The organism is Jeotgalibaca caeni (genome assembly GCF_028863945.1).
GTDB lineage: Bacteria > Bacillota > Bacilli > Lactobacillales > Aerococcaceae > Jeotgalibaca > Jeotgalibaca caeni.
In genome coordinates this window covers 1-17,547 of the sequence record NZ_JARBEA010000020.1, presented here as the reverse complement: position 1 = coordinate 17,547, position 17,547 = coordinate 1, and the positions used below count along the sequence as shown (strand labels likewise).

The 17,547-nt window shown below is 42.7% G+C and carries 18 protein-coding genes; 13 read left to right on the top strand and 5 right to left on the bottom strand.

All coding sequences use genetic code 11. The annotated features are described in order from the left end of the window. Positions 1 to 7: 7 nt before the first annotated feature. Complete coding sequence (locus PVE40_RS05890; RefSeq protein WP_274730982.1) at positions 8 to 985, bottom strand: amidase family protein; 978 nt, start codon at positions 983 to 985, stop codon at positions 8 to 10. A 274-nt stretch (positions 986 to 1,259) separates the two neighbouring features. Between PVE40_RS05890 and PVE40_RS05885 the strand changes: the two genes are divergently transcribed. The 8 genes from PVE40_RS05885 (at position 1,260) to PVE40_RS05850 (ending at position 8,712) form a co-directional block, all read left to right on the top strand. Continuing rightward, positions 1,260 to 1,628: a DUF2620 domain-containing protein gene (locus tag PVE40_RS05885; protein ID WP_274730959.1), complete on the top strand. Its 369-nt coding sequence runs from the start codon at positions 1,260 to 1,262 to the stop codon at positions 1,626 to 1,628. Between the two features lie 20 nt (positions 1,629 to 1,648). Next, entirely contained in the window at positions 1,649 to 2,947 is a 1,299-nt protein-coding gene (locus PVE40_RS05880) for a YhfT family protein (RefSeq protein WP_274730958.1), read from the top strand. An 88-nt stretch (positions 2,948 to 3,035) separates the two neighbouring features. Beyond that, positions 3,036 to 3,917, top strand: a complete 882-nt coding sequence (locus PVE40_RS05875) for a phosphotriesterase family protein (protein ID WP_274730957.1) — start codon at positions 3,036 to 3,038, stop codon at positions 3,915 to 3,917. Between the two features lie 15 nt (positions 3,918 to 3,932). After that, complete coding sequence (locus tag PVE40_RS05870) at positions 3,933 to 5,027, top strand: aminotransferase class V-fold PLP-dependent enzyme (RefSeq protein WP_274730956.1); 1,095 nt, start codon at positions 3,933 to 3,935, stop codon at positions 5,025 to 5,027. A gap of 6 nt (positions 5,028 to 5,033) precedes the next feature. Then, positions 5,034 to 5,957, top strand: a complete 924-nt coding sequence (gene yhfZ / locus PVE40_RS05865; RefSeq protein WP_274730955.1) for a GntR family transcriptional regulator YhfZ — start codon at positions 5,034 to 5,036, stop codon at positions 5,955 to 5,957. Between the two features lie 14 nt (positions 5,958 to 5,971). Then, a complete protein-coding gene (locus PVE40_RS05860; protein ID WP_274730954.1) occupies positions 5,972 to 6,328 on the top strand; it encodes a PRD domain-containing protein in 357 nt (118 codons plus the stop codon). A 12-nt stretch (positions 6,329 to 6,340) separates the two neighbouring features. Further along, positions 6,341 to 7,498, top strand: coding sequence for a YhfX family PLP-dependent enzyme (locus PVE40_RS05855; RefSeq protein WP_274730981.1), 1,158 nt, complete (start codon positions 6,341 to 6,343; stop codon positions 7,496 to 7,498). A gap of 5 nt (positions 7,499 to 7,503) precedes the next feature. Beyond that, positions 7,504 to 8,712 (top strand): phosphopentomutase, encoded by a 1,209-nt coding sequence (locus PVE40_RS05850; RefSeq protein WP_274730953.1) that lies wholly within the window; start codon positions 7,504 to 7,506, stop codon positions 8,710 to 8,712. A gap of 134 nt (positions 8,713 to 8,846) precedes the next feature. Here the strand turns inward: PVE40_RS05850 and PVE40_RS05845 are convergent, their stop codons facing one another. Genes PVE40_RS05845 through PVE40_RS05835 form a run of 3 tightly spaced genes read right to left on the bottom strand, consistent with a single transcriptional unit; the run spans position 8,847 to position 12,421 of the window. Further along, positions 8,847 to 10,751, bottom strand: a complete 1,905-nt coding sequence (locus tag PVE40_RS05845) for a PTS fructose transporter subunit IIABC (protein WP_274730952.1) — start codon at positions 10,749 to 10,751, stop codon at positions 8,847 to 8,849. 3 nt (positions 10,752 to 10,754) lie between these two features. Continuing rightward, positions 10,755 to 11,672 (bottom strand): 1-phosphofructokinase, encoded by a 918-nt coding sequence (gene pfkB / locus PVE40_RS05840; RefSeq protein ID WP_274730951.1) that lies wholly within the window; start codon positions 11,670 to 11,672, stop codon positions 10,755 to 10,757. Further along, positions 11,669 to 12,421 carry a DeoR/GlpR family DNA-binding transcription regulator gene (locus PVE40_RS05835; RefSeq protein ID WP_274730950.1) on the bottom strand — a complete coding sequence of 251 codons (753 nt, stop codon included), beginning with the start codon at positions 12,419 to 12,421 and terminating at the stop codon, positions 11,669 to 11,671. The genes pfkB and PVE40_RS05835 overlap by 4 nt, the downstream gene beginning before the upstream one ends. 142 nt (positions 12,422 to 12,563) lie before the next feature. Here PVE40_RS05835 and PVE40_RS05830 point away from each other — a divergent pair, with 142 nt between their 5' ends. The 3 genes from PVE40_RS05830 (at position 12,564) to PVE40_RS05820 (ending at position 14,772) form a co-directional block, all read left to right on the top strand. Further along, complete coding sequence (locus PVE40_RS05830; protein WP_274730949.1) at positions 12,564 to 13,250, top strand: DUF554 domain-containing protein; 687 nt, start codon at positions 12,564 to 12,566, stop codon at positions 13,248 to 13,250. Between the two features lie 51 nt (positions 13,251 to 13,301). Then, on the top strand, positions 13,302 to 14,054 hold the full coding sequence (gene map / locus PVE40_RS05825; RefSeq protein ID WP_274730948.1) for a type I methionyl aminopeptidase: 753 nt from the start codon (positions 13,302 to 13,304) through the stop codon (positions 14,052 to 14,054). 64 nt (positions 14,055 to 14,118) lie between these two features. Further along, positions 14,119 to 14,772, top strand: coding sequence for an HAD family hydrolase (locus PVE40_RS05820; RefSeq protein WP_274730947.1), 654 nt, complete (start codon positions 14,119 to 14,121; stop codon positions 14,770 to 14,772). Positions 14,773 to 14,851: 79 nt separating this feature from the next. On the opposite strand, the gene PVE40_RS05815 is transcribed toward PVE40_RS05820, so the two are convergent. Further along, positions 14,852 to 15,376 (bottom strand): sigma-70 family RNA polymerase sigma factor, encoded by a 525-nt coding sequence (locus PVE40_RS05815; RefSeq protein WP_274730946.1) that lies wholly within the window; start codon positions 15,374 to 15,376, stop codon positions 14,852 to 14,854. 196 nt (positions 15,377 to 15,572) lie between these two features. On the opposite strand from PVE40_RS05815, the gene PVE40_RS05810 reads away from it, so the two are divergent. Together PVE40_RS05810 and PVE40_RS05805 are read left to right on the top strand one after the other, a co-directional pair. Continuing rightward, complete coding sequence (locus PVE40_RS05810) at positions 15,573 to 16,064, top strand: PH domain-containing protein (protein ID WP_274730945.1); 492 nt, start codon at positions 15,573 to 15,575, stop codon at positions 16,062 to 16,064. Next, entirely contained in the window at positions 16,057 to 17,460 is a 1,404-nt protein-coding gene (locus PVE40_RS05805; RefSeq protein WP_274730944.1) for a PH domain-containing protein, read from the top strand. Before PVE40_RS05810 ends, PVE40_RS05805 begins: the two co-directional genes overlap by 8 nt. The last annotated feature ends 87 nt before the right edge of the window (positions 17,461 to 17,547 follow it).

Sequence of the window (17,547 nt, the reverse complement as noted above, 5' to 3'; positions counted from 1 at the left end):
CTTTTTTCTATTTTCCCCCATAACCATCCGAATAGTAGTTCTGAATTTTTTGGAAGTAACTTCTTACAAGGGGATCTTGTTCAAGTGCCAAGGTTTCGGCATAAGTGAGCATGGCCTTTATTTTTGGCAATGTAGATTCACAAATTAAAACAAAAGCAGTAGCAAAATCTCGTTTTGGAATGACCAATGCCGTGGCGTTAGCCATGTTTACGACACGAACGAATCCTTTTTTTGCAGCGCGTTGTGATTCACCAGTAGCTTCTCCTAAATGCCCAAGAACACTATCACCAAAACCAAAAAGGTCAACTGGTCCTTCTTCTGATATGAAAAAGTCGCACAGAGGAAGGGTTTCTTTCAAATAGGCAATTAAAGGTTCACGCGGTCCGTATAAATCTAAAGAAGAATCGACTCTTGTAACGGTCGGCTCTGCGGAACAGGTCGATGAAGGCAATTCAAGGATCAGTTCAATTGCTTCTTTCATTTCTGGAAATTCCCGAGTGATAAACCCTAGGGAAACAGAAAAAGGAATTCCATCTGTTGAAGTAGAAGAGAACAGTTGAACATAGTCCTGCTCGATTAAAGGACTGATAAAGCCAAATAAGTTGAGGGACATTGCCGGAGCCAAAACCGAACCGCCGCCATCTGTGCCAATGCCTAAATCGTTTATTCCAAGTAATACATTAACGGCTGTACCACTTGAAGATCCTGTCATCGGCTTCCCGCTCAGAGGATTGACCATCGTCACATCAATTGCTCGTCCGCCAATGCTCGCTTGATCAATGGTATGAAGAATATAATTACTTTTCTGTTGTAATTTTTCTATCAGCGTTCTAGGCACTTGAACTTTATCTTTTACTCCGATATAGCGATGCGGATTCCCATCACGAAACTGCTCCAATGCTTGAGGGAAAACGCGTGTGACACTTCCATAAGGGTTTTTCATGGCAATAAATGTTTTATTTGCTGCATCAATTACTTGATTCATATCCAACTCGATTCAACCTCACTTTTTTCAAAAAATAATTTAAATAGTATTTGCATTTCTAAAATACTTCCGTATAATAATAAGAAAGCGTTATCTTTTTATGCTAATATACAAAAAAATGTATATTACAAAAGAAGTTTATTTTTTATAACACTGATTTCTCCTAATATAGCAGAAAATGAATAAATGAGCGATTTATTTTGCTAGAAAGAGAAATCGTTTTCTCAAGTCTAATGTACAAAAAAATGTATATTCAAAGAAAGGAAGAATAGAGATGAAAAAGATTGTAGTAGGCGGACAAATTGATAAGAAAGAAGTTGCACAGATGATTGAAAAGTATGCAGATGGGAGGTTTGAAGTAGAAGTAAAGAGCGATCTTGACGCTGCCATGGCTATTAAGAGTGGTAAAGCTGATTATTACTTTGGCGCATGTAACACTGGCGGCGGCGGGGCGTTAGCAATGGCAATTGCTCTTGTTGGAAGAAGTAACTGTGCAACTCTTTCTATGCCCGGTAAAATCATGAAAGAAGAAGAATTACGCCAACAAGTTACAGATGGGAAAAAAGCTTTTGGATTCACGGCTCAACACAAAGAAAAAATTATACCAATTGTTATGGATGAAATATTGAAATTATCCGAATGATAACTGAGGAGTGAAGAAGAATGGATATTGTGCAATTAATTGTGGTTGCTGCATTAGGAGCTCTAACAGCAATCCTTTCAAATACGGGGATTGCAGTATTTAATGATGGATTACGGCCAGTTATTCCTGAATATTTAGAAGGTATTATAAGTAAAAAAGAATTAGCGGCAACTAGTTTTGCAGTAAGTTTTGGTTTGGTTATTGGTTTTGGGATTCCAGTTTCTATTGGTGCCAGCATCCTTCTGGTACACAGCTTGTTGTTGATGACTGATATTATTGGTACATGGACGCCGGCAGGGAAAACGGGAACCATTCTCGCAGGGGTTATCGGAGCCGTCTACGGAATCGGATTAACACTTGGATTACAAGCAGTAGTTGATTTGTTTGCTTTGATGCCAGTTGATGTTTTGGGACCACTAGGAGCAGTAGGAACGCCAATCGTTGTTGGGTTCGCCGTTTTTCCAGGAGTTGCAGTTGCATATCAACACGGCTTCAAAAAAGGTGCTCTTACACTTGCTGCTTCCACTCTAGTCTTATTTTTAGTAAAACGCTTTGGTACATTCCAACTTAATGAAACAACTTCTTTCACACTATCTGCTGAAGGAATGGCACTTCTGATTGGAATGATCTTTATGATTGTCTTCGCCGTTCAAGTAAAGGGCGATACTGATGATAATCAGAATTTAGTCAGCATCTTCGTAGAACGGGTTACTCGTATTAAGAAAAACTGGATTATTCTTTCTGTAGCAGGTGGGCTTGTTGCTGCAGCAACGAGCTTAACCATTATCGCTGGTGATCCAATTTCCTTAAATCTTTTAGGAGAAGGGAAATTCGGTGAGGCTGCATTAGCTGCCTTTGCAAGAGGATTAGGTTTTATTCCTTTAGTATTTTCTACAGCCATTGTTACCGGTGTCTACAGTCCAGCAGGAACAACCTTTGTTTATACTGCGGGAATATTGCTCCATGGGAATCCAATTGTTGCCTTTTTAGTTGGTGCACTCATTATGTTTGTAGAAGTGAACTTACTGAGCGTTGCTGCAAAAGGATTGGACCACTTCCCAGGAATCCGGGAAATGGGAGAACACATTCGTACGGCAATGAACCGGGTTTTAGAAATTGCATTGTTGATTGGTGGAGCTGCTGCTAGTGAACAGATTGCTCCTGGAATCGGTTATTTCTGGGTGTTTGGTGCTTACTTATTAAATAAAACAGCAAACAAACCGCTCGTGGATATGGCAGTAGGACCAGTTGCAGCAATCGCACTTGCGATTATTGTGAACATTCTATACTTGTTGGGTCTTTTCGTCCCAGCAGCTTAACAGATTTATTGAGTTTATTCGGTAATAGAAAAGAGGCGGGAGCTATCCTAGCCTCTTCATTTTTAACTAATGCCTAGGAGGGAATGAAATGCCTTTAGTACCGGGAATGACATATGCACATGAACACACAACCATTGATCTGTCTTCGCTAAAAAATTCAGAAGATACGAACCTCAATTGTTTTGAGGAAACAGTGGTGGAGTACCGAAAACTATATCAAAAAGGGGTACGAAATGTCATCGATGTAACGGTTCGCGGAATGAAGCGTAATCCTCTTTACGTCCAACAAGTAGCCGAGGCATCGGGTATGAATATTCTTCAATCAACAGGATGGTACCAAGATAAATTTCTTCCCGCTTATATTCATGAAAAGTCAATCCATCAGTTGGCAGAAATGATGCTGGAAGATATACAAGTGGGAATAGATGGCACTAACGTTAAAGCAGAGTTGATTGGAGAAATTGGTACTAGTAAAAATGAAATGACACCAAGAGAACGAAAAGTCTTTGAAGCAAGCGTACTTGTGCAAAAGAAAACCGGTGTACCCATTACCACACATACAACATTAGGGACATTCGGAAGAGAACAAGTGGCCTTTTTCAAAGAACAACAAGCAGACTTGTCCCGGATCGTAATCGGTCATGTGGATTTAACAGGTGACATAGAGTATGTGCTTGAATTGTTAAAAGAAGGTGTTTATGTAGAGTTCGATACAGTAGGCAAGGAAAACTATATGCCTGATCAGACACGACTACAGATGCTGAAGAGGATTGAACAAGCTGGATTCACGGATAAAGTATTCTTGTCGATGGATATTACCCGAAAATCTCACCTCGAATACAAAGGTGGACTTGGTTACTCCTTCTTGTTAGACCACTTCCTTCCTTTGTTGAGAGAAGGCGGTATCTCTGAATCGTTTATTGAGAAAATGATGATTCACAACCCGCAAGCTTTTTATCTTACGAAATAAATGGAGGAGGAAACAATGAAAACTTATCCGTTAAAAAGTTTAACAATGGAAGAAGCAACAAAGAAGCAATTTCAACTAGTGGACGCCATTACACAAGTCTTTCAAGGAGCGGAATTTCTTACTCGTGGTGACTTAGGCGTAGTTCCAGGTTATAACCAGCCAATTACAACCCATAAGGTAGAGGAAGTTTTGGCGACCTTTTTTCAAGCAGAAGCGGCCATGTTAGTAAGGGGAGCAGGAACCATGGCAATTCGTCTTGCACTCCATGCTTCTATTCCTCGAGAGGGAACGATTTTGGTTCACGATGCTCCTATTTATCCAACAACACAGACTTCATTTGAAATGCTAGGTTTGAAAGCACTGAAGGTAGACTTCAACAAGATCCACAAGGTAAAAGAAGTGATGCAACATAAAAAAATGGATGGAGTCTTGATTCAACTCACACGGCAAAAACCAGATGATTCATATAATAGTGAAGAAATCATTCACATAATAAAAGAACAGTTTCCAGATTTACCGATTATTACCGATGACAATTATGCTGTATTAAAGATTGCCCAGATGGGTACCGAACAAGGTGCCTCTCTCTCGTGCTTCTCAACCTTCAAAGTTTTGGGACCAGAGGGGGTTGGTTGTATAGTGGGTGAGAAGAAATTCATCGAAAAACTGCGCAAAGAAAATTACTCTGGCGGCTTACAAGTTCAAGGTCATGAATCCTTAGACGTGTTGAGAGGGATGGTATATGCACCTGTTTCGCTAGCTCTGTCGGCACAAGTAGCAGAAGAAACCTGTGCACGGCTAAATAAAGGCGAGCTACCAGAAGTAAAGGAAGCCTTTCTTGCCAATGCTCAATCCAAAGTTATTTTGGTAACGTTCAACGAACCAATTGCCAAGAGCGTATTAAAGAAAGCAGAAGAGCTAGGCGCTGCTCCAAATCCGATAGGGGCCGAATCGAAGTATGAAATCATACCGATGTTTTATAAGGTGTCCGGGACCTTCCGTCAAGCAATGCCGGAAATGGATGAGACCACGATTCGTATCAATCCAATGAGATCTGGTGCGGATACGATTATTCGAATTTTAAGAGAAGCCATCAATGACAGGGATTGAATGCACATGAGCAAATCGTTTTATCAAAAAACAGGTGTAGCAATTGAAAATATTGCTAACGAACTTTATCAATTACAAGCTGGCGATCGCGTTCCAAATATTAGTGAGTTCCAAGAGCGACTCTCCTTATCGAGAGGAACCGTTCAAAATGCATTCAATTTTCTGAAAGAAGAAGGTGCAATTGAAACGGAAAGTAAAGGCCATCTAGGAACTTATTTGAAGAAAATCGAGTATCCGGTCTTGCAGCAATATATTACTTCCAGTCAGCTATCGGGAACCATGCCATTGCCGTATTCCCGATTATACGAAGGGTTCGCAACTGGACTCTACCTCTCGTTCCGCGAAAAAGAAATTAAATTGAACCTGGCTTATGTACGGGGTTCAGAAGAGCGTATCAAAGCGGTCGAACAAGGAATGTTTGACTTTGCTGTCGTATCTCGCTTTGCAGCGGAACATGAAATTGAAAATGAGCGCAATATAAAAATAATTATGTCTTTTGGTGAGTTTTCATACTTGTCTAAGCATATCTTGGTTTTTCGTCCAGGAATCGATACGAAAATGAAGGATGGACTCCGCATTGGAATCGACTATGATTCCTTGGATCATGTTTTGCTGACAAAAGAAATTACCGAAGGATACGAAACAAAAAAAGTGGAGTTACCAAGTAATCAACTCGTATATGCCTTAAGAGAAAACCAAGTGGATGCTGGTGTGTGGAACCACGACGAAATTATTGATAAACGTTATGAAGATGTAACCTTCATGGAAATTCCACTAAAAAACCATCATCGAGCAATGAGCGAAGCAGTGGTCATTTGTCAAAAAGAAAACACACTCGTACCGTCTACTTTTAAGCGTATCGTCGAAGTCGCGCAAATCAGAGAGATTCAAAAGCAAGTGAAAGAAGGACAAATAACCCCGCGGTATTAATGGAGGAGAACCGAATGATTCAAGAGAAGTTAACTATTTTACTAGAGAACGATGTAATCGATGAATTAACTTATCAGTATATGCAAGATACCTTACAGTTTTTACTAAAGGAAGACGTTATTCAAACAGAAGATGATGCGGATACGTTTGTCACTCATTTAGCGATGGCAACGATGCGTCAGCACCGTGAAGAAGAACAAATTGATTCGGTTGAGCCATTTGTGAAGGCAGAAATTATTGCTGCAGCTGAATATGGAGAAGCCGTACGTTTGTGGGAGCGAATAAAGGAGCATATCCAGGTTGATTTTCCGGAAAATGAAAATGATTATTTCTACCTACACCTTGTGACGCTTCTTCAAACGAAACAGTAGGAGTGATTGATGATGTTCATGGAAGCAACAAAGAAACGTAATCCCCGCTTAATTGAGGCCGCAATCGAGTTGCACCAACAGGGAGAAATACTTCCGGATACGTATGTATTAGATGTTGATACGATTCTTTTCAATGCGAGAGCGATTGTAGCAGAAGCAAAAAAGCATGGGATTGAACTTTATTTCATGCTGAAACAAATTGGACGGAATCCAAAACTAGCAGAACTCCTCCTAAAAGAAGGATTTAAAGCGGCCGTAGTAGTTGATTTCCGGGAAGCAATGACCATGATGGATCATCAAATTCCTTTAGGGAACGTGGGTCATCTGGTACAAATTCCGGATCATTTGTTAAAGAAAATCATTTCCTATGGAACAGAATATATAACCGTTTATAGTTTAGACAAATTAAAACAAATTAATAAAGTCGCCAAAGAACTGAACGTACAACAGAAAGTATTGTTGCGTGTGGTGGACGAAGGTGACGCATTGTACCCAGGACAATACGGTGGATTCGAAATGAATCAACTTCTCCAATATGTAGAAGAGTTTCAACAGCTTGATTCAGTTGAAATAGCCGGGGTCACTTCTTTCCCATGTTTTTTATATAACCCAGATATCGACCAATTAGAGAAAACGGCTAATTCCGATACGCTCTTAAAAGCAATGGAATTATTAAGAGAGGCAAACTTCCCAGTCCGAGAAGTAAATATGCCTTCAACCACAAGTGTTTATACGCTACCCTTTCTGGCAAGGTTAGGTGGGACACAAGGGGAGCCCGGACATGCTTTGACAGGAACCACTCCGATGCATGCCACCAAAGAATTGCCAGAAGTTCCTGCTATTGTTTATGTAAGTGAAGTATCTCATAACTTTAAGGGAAAAGCCTATCTCTATGGTGGGGGACTCTATCGAAGAGGCAATCTTAATCATGTTCTTATCGCAAAAGGAACGGAGCGGAAGTCCGGAACCATTTTACCATTGCCGGACGAGAACATTGATTACTATTTGGAAATGGAAGATGAGCAACCAGTTGGAGCAACTGCTGTAATGGCGTTTCGTACGCAAATTTTTGTAACCAGAAGTGAAGTTGCTCTGGTCGCAGGTCTAAAAATAGGGAATCCGCATATAATAGGCGTTTACGATAGCCAAGGAAAGTATATAAGGGGATGAATGAAGTGGGAAGATTTATCGTAATTGTTTTAGATAGTTTTGGTGTGGGCTACATGAAGGACGTAAAGGAAGTAAGACCTGCTGACGAAGGCAGTAACACGGCTTGGCATATTATCGAACAAAAACCGGATATGAAACTTCCGACACTGACAAAACTTGGTTTGATGAATGCAATTGGCACAGAATCTAACCAGTTGAAATTTTCTCCCAGCGCAAACTGGGGAACTGCAAATTTAGGCCATCAAGGTGCCGATTCCTTTTTAGGTCATCAGGAAATAATGGGAACCACGCCGCCAATCCCACTGAACCAGCCTTTTAGCGCGATGATTGACGAAGTGGAAGAAAAATTAGTTAAAAATGGGTTTCAAGTTCGCCGTGTAGGAGAAGGTAATGAACCGAAAATTTTAGTAGTTAATGAATGTGCTACAGTAGGTGATAACTTAGAGACGGATCTTGGGCAAGTCTTTAATATTTCAGCCTGTTTAGATATCATGACTTTTGAAGAAGTTGTAGAACTAGGAAAAAGCGTTCGTGAAGTCGTTAAAGTTTCACGTGTTATCGCGTTCGGTGGCAAAGAAATAACGCTAGAACATTTGCTTGCTGCTCGGAAGGTGAAGGAAAATAAATTCGCAGGCGTGGATGCTCCAGAGTCAGGTGTATATAAAAAAGGATACCAAGTTATTCACCTCGGCTACGGAATTGATCCCGAAGTACAAATTCCTACTATATTAGATCACGCGGAAATTCCTGTCACGCTTGTCGGAAAAGTAGCAGATATCGTCCAGACGAAAAGTCTCGCTGTTTTTCCAGGAGTAGATAGTGATGACTTATTCGATGATTTGATTGGACAGGTGAAGAAAGTAGAACATGGATTTTTCTGTCTCAATATTCAGGAAACCGATTTGGCTGGGCATGCCGAAGACGTAGATCGTTATGCAGACCGGTTAGAAGTTAGTGATAAAAGAATAGCAGAATTAATTCCATTGCTAAACGAAAAGGATATTCTAATCGTCACCGCTGATCATGGAAATGACCCTACAATTGGGCATAGCCAACATACGAGAGAAAGAGTTCCGTTGCTCATTTACCGAAAAGGGTTGGCCGAACACAAAGTTGGCGAACGGGAAAATATGTCAGATACAGCAGCCACAGCTGCAGAATACTTTGGCGTTGCAATGCCGCAACACGGCACATCTTACCTGCAACTCCTATAGAAAAACGGCTGAGACTAAAAAGTCTCGGCCGTTTTCTGTCTCAGTCTGAAGATAAGAGAAAAAAAGCTGCTGGTCTTCAGACTTTACAAACAAAGTCTGAAGACCGGCAGCCAGAAGGTACTCTATCTTCACTTTTACACTTCTAAGTTCACTTGTTCTTCTACAACGGGTTTACGGAGTGCTCCTAATAAGAGGGCAGCTATGATTGATCCGATTGCGAGTGCTAGGAGGAACAACATGCGGTTTTCGCCAAGTCCGATTACGAAGATTCCGCCGTGTGGTGCTGGAATCGAGGTGTTCCAGAACTGGGTCAATCCACCAGCAATTGCTGAACCAACAATGGAGGAACCAATTACGCGCAATGGGTCTGCTGCTGCGAATGGAATCGCGCCTTCTGTAATGAAGGACAAGCCCATCACCAAATTGGATACGCCAGATTGACGTTCAACAGAATTGAATTTATTTTTGAACAAGAAGGTAGCAATAGCGATCGCGATTGGAGGAATCATTCCGCCGGCCATAACGGCAGCCATCCAGCGACCATCGCCAGTATCGGTAAAGATTCCGATGGAGAATGCATACGCAGCTTTGTTGAATGGACCGCCCATATCAATCGCCATCATTCCGCCCAACAAGGCACCAAGTAAAACGGTGTTTCCTGTTCCAAGTCCAGCCAAGAAATCAATCATCGCATTATTAATAGTAGAGAAAATTGGACCGACGATAAAGTACATCGCCAAACCAGTCACCAATAAGCCTACAACTGGGAAAAGGAGAATGGTTTTCAAACCAGCAACCGATTTTGGCAAGTTATTGAATAAGCGTTTCACGCCAATCATGACGTAACCAGCTAAGAAACCGGCGATTAGACCGCCTAGGAAACCAGCGTTACTCTGAACAGCCATAAACCCGCCGGCCATACCAGGAAGTAAACCAGGTCGATCAGCAATACTGTACGCAATGTATCCGGCCAAGATTGGGATCAAGAAGTTAAAGGCCGCATTCCCTGTTTGGTTGAAGGAAAGGAAGAGGGCACTTTCGTTGCCAAACCAGTTCTCAAACAAGAAAGAAATCGCCATAATAATTCCGCCGCCGACAACGAATGGCAGCATGTGGGAGATTCCGTTCATCAAATCCTTATAAAGGGAACTGAATCCGGATGCTTTTTCATACTCGCCTTCATCTGCGTTAGCTGTACTGGAATCGCCGTGGTAGATTGGTGCTTCTTGTTTTACAGCTTTGTTAATTAATTCTTCTGCTTTGTTAATGCCGTCTGCAACAGGGCGTTCCAAGACCCGTTTTCCATCGAAACGGTTCATTTCTACTTTTTTACCAACGGCTGCAATAACTGCAACAGCGCGGTCAATGTCAGAAGCAGTCAAACGATTCTTCGTTCCGTCTGATCCGTTTGTTTCTACTTTGATGTCAACGCCCATCTCAGCTGCCTTTCTCTTCAAAGCATCTTCTGCCATGTACGTATGGGCAATCCCAGTCGGACATGCGGTAACAGCTACGATGAAAGGTCGCTCGGTAGCTTCTTCTGGTTCAGGAGTGGCAGCTTCTGCTTGCTCTTCCAAGTCTTTTTCCCGCTCTGCTGCTTCAAATAAAGCTTCCACTTCTTCAGCGGTCGTTGCTTTCTTCAAACTGTCAATCAAGCTAGGATTCAACAACAAGCGTGACAAACTAGCAAGCACTTGTAAATGAACATCGTTTGCGTTGTCCGGCGCAGCAATCATGAAGAACAAGTAAGCGGGTTGACCGTCTAAGGAATCATAATCAACACCATTTTCACTGGTCGCAAATACAACAGCTGGACGTTTTACGGCCATGTTCTTCGCATGCGGCATGGCGATTCCGTCGCCAATCCCAGTGGATGCTTGTGACTCGCGCAAGTTAATCCCATCACGGAACAAATCCAAGTCATCGATAACGCCTTCTTGATACAAACGGGCAGTCATTTCTTCAATGACTCCTTGTTTGGTCGTTGCTTCTAAAGGCAGGATCATTAATTCTTTTAACATAATATCCTTGATTTTCACAGGTTATTCCTCCAATTTTTGAATCGTAATCTCTGGTAAGAGCGATTCGATTTTTTCTTTTTGGGCTAAATCATCTGAAAATGCGGTCGCGCTGCCGCAAGCCAAGCTGACGCGAAAGGCTTTTAATGTATCTTGTGTCTTCAGGTACGTACCAACAAAACCAGCAATCATCGAGTCACCGGAGCCAACAGAATTTTTCACTTCGCCTTTTGGTGACCAGCCGTGATAAACCGCGTCTTCTGTAAAGAACAGAGCACCCTCGCCAGCCATTGAAACAATAGCAAAGGAAGCACCCTCCGCTAAGAGTTTGCGGCCATAAGGAATCAAGTCTTCCTTCCTTTCTGCCTCAAAGCCATAAATGTCAGCCAGCTCATGATGATTCGGTTTCACCACTAATGGATGATCAGCCAAGGCTTTTACTAATTCTTCGCCAGTTGTATCGATGACAAAGCGAGCACCTTGCGCTTGAATCAAACGAATCAACTGTTGATAATAATCAACTGGTAAGGAAGGGGGCTTGCTGCCAGAAAGAATGACTACATCGGCAGAAGTAAGCTTGGAAAAGGTAGCCTCAAAGGCGGCCTGTTCCTCAGCAGATACTCGTGGTCCGGCACCATTCAGTTCGGTTTCAACACCTGCCTTTACTTTTACGTTAATCCGTGTGGTATCGTTCACGGTGGTGAAAGCTGTATCGATTCCTTCTTCGCTTAGCCAGTCTTCAATATAACCTCCTGTAAACCCACCCAGATAACCAATAGCAGTGGACGCTATATCCAGCTGCTTCAAGATGCGGGATACGTTAATTCCTTTCCCACCAGGTAGTTTTAAATCTTCTTGGATTCGGTTGACGGATCCAAGATTCATCTCGTCGAGTCGGACAATATAGTCAATCGACGGGTTCAAAGTCACTGTATAAATCATTCCGTCGCCTCCCAATACGTTGTTTTCTCTGTCACATTTTTTCGCATTCGTGCATCCAATCCACTACTGATTACATCACAATCGTCCACATCGGCCACTTTGGCAAATGTAACTTCTTTGAACTTGGATGAATCAACCAATACAAAACTATGCGCACTCTGTTCGATTGCTTTTTTCTTAACGGCCGCTTCCTCAACGTCCGGCGTAGTGAAGCCGTAACTTACATCAACCCCATTCATTCCCAGAAAAGCCTTGCTGAAACGGTATTCCTCTAACTGTTTAATACAAGAAGGGCCAATGGTCGCTTTGGTTTGCCACTTGATTTTCCCGCCTACTAATAAACTTGGGATCTTCAAGTCCGCCAACAAACTGGCATGAGGCACGCCGTTCGTAACGACCAGAACGTCCAAACCTTGAAGCAAGGGAATCATTTCAAAGGTTGTTGAACCGGCATCCAAGAAGATTACTTCCTCTGCTTCGATAAAGGAAACAGCTTTCGCCGCAATCAATCGTTTATCGTCGATATGCAACTGAGATTTGGTCTGCATTTCTGGTTCCGAAGAAAGTTTGTAGCCACGCTTGGCACCGCCGTGAACGCGAACACAAATCCCAGCTTCCTCAAGCATGGATAAATCCCTGCGAATCGTAGATTCAGAGCTTCCCGTTCGCTGGACAATATCTTGCATTTTTACTACATTTTGCTCTTCCAATAATTCTTTAATTAGTTGATGTCGCTCATTTGTAAACACTTTCTTCACCTCGTATGCATACTATAGCATGCCAATCATTCAAATTCAATCATAAACATTCAAAATCTATCACAACCAATCATATTGCATTTTTCAAAGGAACTATTTATACTGAAACGATGATGATAAAGGAGGGCTGTACGTGATTTTTTTTGGAACGATTGTCAATAGCTTGGCGGTCTTAGCGGGTGGAACCATTGGCCTGTTAGTAAATAAAGGTTTGTCCACAAGGTTGGCAGGAGCAGTGATGAATGCTCTGGCTCTCTGCGTTTTAGCAATTGGTATGAGTGGGATGTCGGAAAGTAGCAATATTTTAATTACGGTTTTATCGATGGTGTTGGGGGCATTGGTAGGTGAAGGGCTGGATCTGAACGAGAAGATTCACCGATTGGGGCATGCGATGGAACGCAGGTTTCAAACACCGGGCTCGCAAGTTTCTTTATCTGAAGGAGTCGTGACAGCCAGCTTACTCTTTTGTGTGGGAGCAATGGCGATTGTTGGTTCCCTTCAGAGTGGACTATCCGGGAACCACGCCACTTTATTTGCGAAGTCTTTGATTGACGGAATTTCTGCCATTGTGTTGGCTTCCAGCTTAGGAGTTGGGGTCTTACTTGCATCAGGAATTGTTTTTCTTTATCAAGGAAGCATCACGTTGTTTGCCAATATATTGGCGCCTTTATTGACGGATTCGGTCATTGGTGAAATGACTGCGGTCGGCTCACTATTGATTATTGGCTTGGCCTTTAATATGCTCAAGATGACCGATCTCAAGATCATGAACTACTCGCCAGCCGTATTTTTCCCAATCCTTCTTAGCCTATTTATGTAAGAATAGTTGTGCTATAATAGAAGAGATTTCGAATGAGGAGGAAACAAAAGCATGATAACCTTGAAGTCCCCGCGTGAAATTCAAGCGATGGAAGAGGCAGGGAAAGTCCTTGCGGATATTCACGTGGCATTGCGTGAATGGATTAAACCAGGCATAACCACTATGGATATTAATAACTTTGTAGAGAAAAAAATTCGGGAAGCAGGAGCGATTCCAGAACAAATCGGTTTCGAGGGCTATGAGTACGCAACGTGTACGAGTGTCAACGACGAAATTTGTCACGGTTTCCCAAGCGATAAAGAAGTCCTAAAAGTAGGCGACTTGGTGAAAGTGGATACCGTTGTGAATTATAACGGCGCCATGGCTGACTCTTGCTGGAGCTATGTAGTCGGCGAAGCAAGTCCAGAAGTGAAGCATTTAATGGAAGTAACAAAAAAAGCGATGTACCTAGGAATTGAACAAGCGATTCCGGGAAATCGAATTGGCGATATCGGTCACGCCATCCAAACATATGTAGAGAGCGAAGGCTTGTCTGTTGTCCGCGAATTTGTTGGGCACGGAATTGGGCCAACCATGCACGAGAGTCCATCCGTTCCGCATTACGGTGACGCTGGAAAAGGATTGCGCTTGAAAGAAGGCATGACCATTACGATTGAACCAATGGTAAACACCGGTGTTTGGAAATCCAAGATGGACAAAAACGGTTGGACTGCCCGCACGAAAGATGGCGGCTTGAGCTGCCAATACGAGCATACCATTGCCATCACTAAAAATGGCCCTGTTATTATGACAGAACAAGATTAACGTACAAGCAGGCATTCCTAAATGAGGAGTGCCTGCTATTTATGCATAAAAAGGAGAGAAGACCATGACTCAACTCGTAATTTTTGATATGGATGGCCTGATGTTTGATACCGAACGAATTAATTTTGAATCCTGGATGCAAGTAGCCAGGAAGTACGGCTTTGATTTTGATGAGCCGCTCCATTCTTCCTTTATCGGAATCCGCGAAAACGATATTCACACTTACTTAGAAACGATTTATGGTGTAGAGTCGGATATCGCATCGTGGCGAAAAGAGGTCAAGCAAACGCAAGCGGACTATATTCGAACCAATCAAACCGTTCATATGAAAAAAGGTTTGCTCGACTTGCTCGATTTTCTTGACGAACAAGGCATCCAAAAAGCTGTTGCTTCCTCCAGCTCCTTGGAAATGATCAATTATTATTTAACGTTAGAAAACGTAACGTACCGTTTTGATTTTGTCGTTTCTGGCGAGCAAGTAGAGAATGGTAAGCCCGCTCCCGATATTTTCCTGTATGCATGCGAGAAAGCCGGCGTTTCACCAACAGAAGCAATCGTGCTGGAAGATTCAAGAAACGGATTGAAAGCCGCCAAAGCAGCAGGTATCCAAAACGTCTTTATTCCAGACCGTATCGGTGTGAGCGAAGAGATGCTGGCGCTGAGTGACGTGGTGTTGGATGATTTATCACAAGTAATTGGATTATTGACCGAAAAGTGAAGACCAGCCAATAAATTTCGCTGGTCTTCAGAGTTTTGCTTCAAAGTGTGAAGACCAGAGTCCGTGTGGCTGCTGGTCTTCAGCTTTTTGCTTGCAGCATCGCTTCGGTCTTCTTTTTCACGTTATTACGCCATGCATGTACCGTCTTTCTTGAAACGCCGCGCTTTTTGGCAATGGCACTCATATCCATGCCATAGTAAAACCGATCGACCAAGAAGTTCTGCTCTTTTGGAGACAAGAGAAGGAGTATGTTCTCAACCAAAACAATGAGCGCTACATCATCTACGAATTCATTCCCGCCCGTTTCCTCCCCGGTTTCGCCTTCTTCATGGTCCGCCAACTTACGCTCACGCCGTTTTTCATCCAAAAACGCCCACTTCACTCGCTGCAAGGCATAATTAACAAATGCGTAGCGATTTTCTTCCAACAACGGATCCTTCGCACAGCTCGCATAAGCATCAAACAGCTTCAAGCAACCCAATTGATAATAATCCTCAAAATTTTGATGGGAGCGGTACATGCCCATACTCTTTAACGCCGCATAAATCACACCGCCGTACTCTTCTAATACTTGCTCCATTCCTGTTTCAGTAAGTTCTCTCAAAAAATTCAATCCTTCCTTCGATTCACTTACTGAGGCCTCAGTGGGTTCACTATAAAACTTCAATCAAGAGAACAAAAGTGGCGGAGCCAATTCAGGTCCTTTGCTGCCCAAATCGATCCATAAAACGAAGTAAATAGGCATATTTGAATAATTCGTTCTTTCCTGTACAATAAAGATATTAGAAAGGGGAGACACGATGGAATACCCATTATTGCCGAAACAAATGCCAGAACGGATCAAAAAGGTTTGGCGGAACAGTTCACTCACAACCACCATTATTCTGCTTCTCATTGGTATAGGCAGCGCACTGTTCATTCAGTGGCTTGACCACTTACAAGGAATTTGGCTATGGATTTTCGGGACTTACTTCGCCGTCCTTGTGCTGCTTCTTATTTTCACCCTTGCACTTATTCCGTATCGATACAAATACTACCGCTATGAGATTACGGCGGAGGACCTTGCTTTTCAAAAAGGCTACTTTTTCCGGTCCATCACCTATGTGCCGATCAATCGCATTCAGCATGTGGAAACCGAGCAGGGGCCTTATTTGCGAAAAGAAAATCTGATGGAGATTGTCATCCATACGGCTGCTACGAGTCATCATATTGCAGGATTAGACGTGGAAGAGGCGATGGAGCTGCGGAATCAGATTATTGAACTCGTAAAGGTGGCGAAAGAGGATGTCTGAGCGTAAAAGATTCCATCCTCTTGCTATTCTTATTTACTGGGTGCAGGCAGTCAGAGGCTGGCTCTTTCTCTTCTTTATTTTCCTGATTAATGGCGGAATCGCTACACTCTTTGGAGCAATCGTAGCGGGGATTGTGTTAGTACTCCTTTTATTTTTTGCGTTAGGGAAGTATTTTAGCCGGTCCTACGAGGTAACGCCACAGAAGATGGTCATTTATCACGGCATCATTCGAAAGAAAGAAACCGATATCCCGTATCACCGCATGCAAACCATTAAGCAGCGACAATGGTTTTTCTTCAAGCCTTTTCATGTAACCCAACTGTTAATTGAAACTGCTGGAGGAGATGAAACGAAGGCTGAAGCGTCTTTGCCGGCTGTAAAGGAAGAAGTTTTACGTCAGATTGAAGCATATCGTCAAGGTGATCAAGTAGAAGAGGAGACGGCAGAAACATACGATTACCAAGTCACGAATGGGCAAATTTTCCTGTTCGGCTTAACCGACTTGAGTATTTTAGCTAGTCTGTTTGCCTTTTTGGTTTTGATTGACGAGCTTATTCCAGAGAAATGGTTGGAGGCTGCAACAACGACAGCCGAGAGCATTCTACGAGCAGGTTGGATGTTAACCATTGCCGTCAGCTTTTTAATCATCTTACTGGGCGCTAGTTTTTCTCTTTTGAAGAATTTTATTCAGTACTATAACTTCCGGGTCAGCCGTTCTCAGCAAACATTGACGATTGAGAGCGGCTTGTTTGAACGGAAAACGCAAAAAATTCCGCTGGATAAAATTCAAGGCATCCGTATTCGCCAACAACTTCTCCGCAAGCTACTAGGCATTTCGACTGTAGAACTGATGCTGGCGGGCGGTCAAGAAGTAAAAGGAGAAGGGGAGATAACGAAACTCTACTTGCTGCCTATTGTGAAGCAAGAGAACTTGTATCAGATGCTAGGTGCACTGCTGCCAGAGTGGAAGATGCAAGAACCAGACCTTCAATTTGTTTCTCGAAACAGCCTGTGGTACTTCTGGCGCTGGAATGTATTATGGCTGCCGGTCCTTGCTGGGTTCTTTTGGTTCAACCATTGGGCAGGTATTTCCGCCGTCGTGCTCGTTTTGTTCTTGCTGCTATTCTCATGGTTCGATTACCAGTACCAAGGATACGCCATTCAAACTAAGAGCCGAATTTGCATCCAAACTTATGAACTGTGGACCAGCGTGCAAACCTTTGTGGAGCGGCCAAAAGTTCAAGCAGTAACCGAACAGACCACCAAGTGGCTCTATCCAAAACAAATCGGTCACGTAAAATTGTTCGTCAAAGCAGGACAAGGAACGGAAACCATGCAACTTCGCTACATAAAAAAAGAAGCAATCCAAGAAATCAAAGCTTTTTATGAAAGTTAACGAATCCAAAGAGGCTGGGACAAAAGCCCCAATCCTAAAAAGTTCCACACCATCGAACGACTAAATGGTGTGGAACTTTTTTTACTT

Excerpts from the sequence above, each read along its gene's own strand:
- PVE40_RS05890 (WP_274730982.1), bottom strand. The coding sequence starts at position 985 with ATGAATCAAGTAATTGATGCAGCAAATAAAACATTTATTGCCATGAAA.
- PVE40_RS05885 (WP_274730959.1), top strand. The coding sequence starts at position 1,260 with ATGAAAAAGATTGTAGTAGGCGGACAAATTGATAAGAAAGAAGTTGCA.
- PVE40_RS05880 (WP_274730958.1), top strand. The coding sequence starts at position 1,649 with ATGGATATTGTGCAATTAATTGTGGTTGCTGCATTAGGAGCTCTAACA.
- PVE40_RS05875 (WP_274730957.1), top strand. The coding sequence starts at position 3,036 with ATGCCTTTAGTACCGGGAATGACATATGCACATGAACACACAACCATT.
- PVE40_RS05870 (WP_274730956.1), top strand. The coding sequence starts at position 3,933 with ATGAAAACTTATCCGTTAAAAAGTTTAACAATGGAAGAAGCAACAAAG.
- yhfZ (WP_274730955.1), top strand. The coding sequence starts at position 5,034 with ATGAGCAAATCGTTTTATCAAAAAACAGGTGTAGCAATTGAAAATATT.
- PVE40_RS05860 (WP_274730954.1), top strand. The coding sequence starts at position 5,972 with ATGATTCAAGAGAAGTTAACTATTTTACTAGAGAACGATGTAATCGAT.
- PVE40_RS05855 (WP_274730981.1), top strand. The coding sequence starts at position 6,341 with ATGTTCATGGAAGCAACAAAGAAACGTAATCCCCGCTTAATTGAGGCC.
- pfkB (WP_274730951.1), bottom strand. The coding sequence starts at position 11,672 with ATGATTTATACAGTGACTTTGAACCCGTCGATTGACTATATTGTCCGA.
- map (WP_274730948.1), top strand. The coding sequence starts at position 13,302 with ATGATAACCTTGAAGTCCCCGCGTGAAATTCAAGCGATGGAAGAGGCA.
- PVE40_RS05820 (WP_274730947.1), top strand. The coding sequence starts at position 14,119 with ATGACTCAACTCGTAATTTTTGATATGGATGGCCTGATGTTTGATACC.
- PVE40_RS05810 (WP_274730945.1), top strand. The coding sequence starts at position 15,573 with ATGGAATACCCATTATTGCCGAAACAAATGCCAGAACGGATCAAAAAG.
- PVE40_RS05805 (WP_274730944.1), top strand. The coding sequence starts at position 16,057 with ATGTCTGAGCGTAAAAGATTCCATCCTCTTGCTATTCTTATTTACTGG.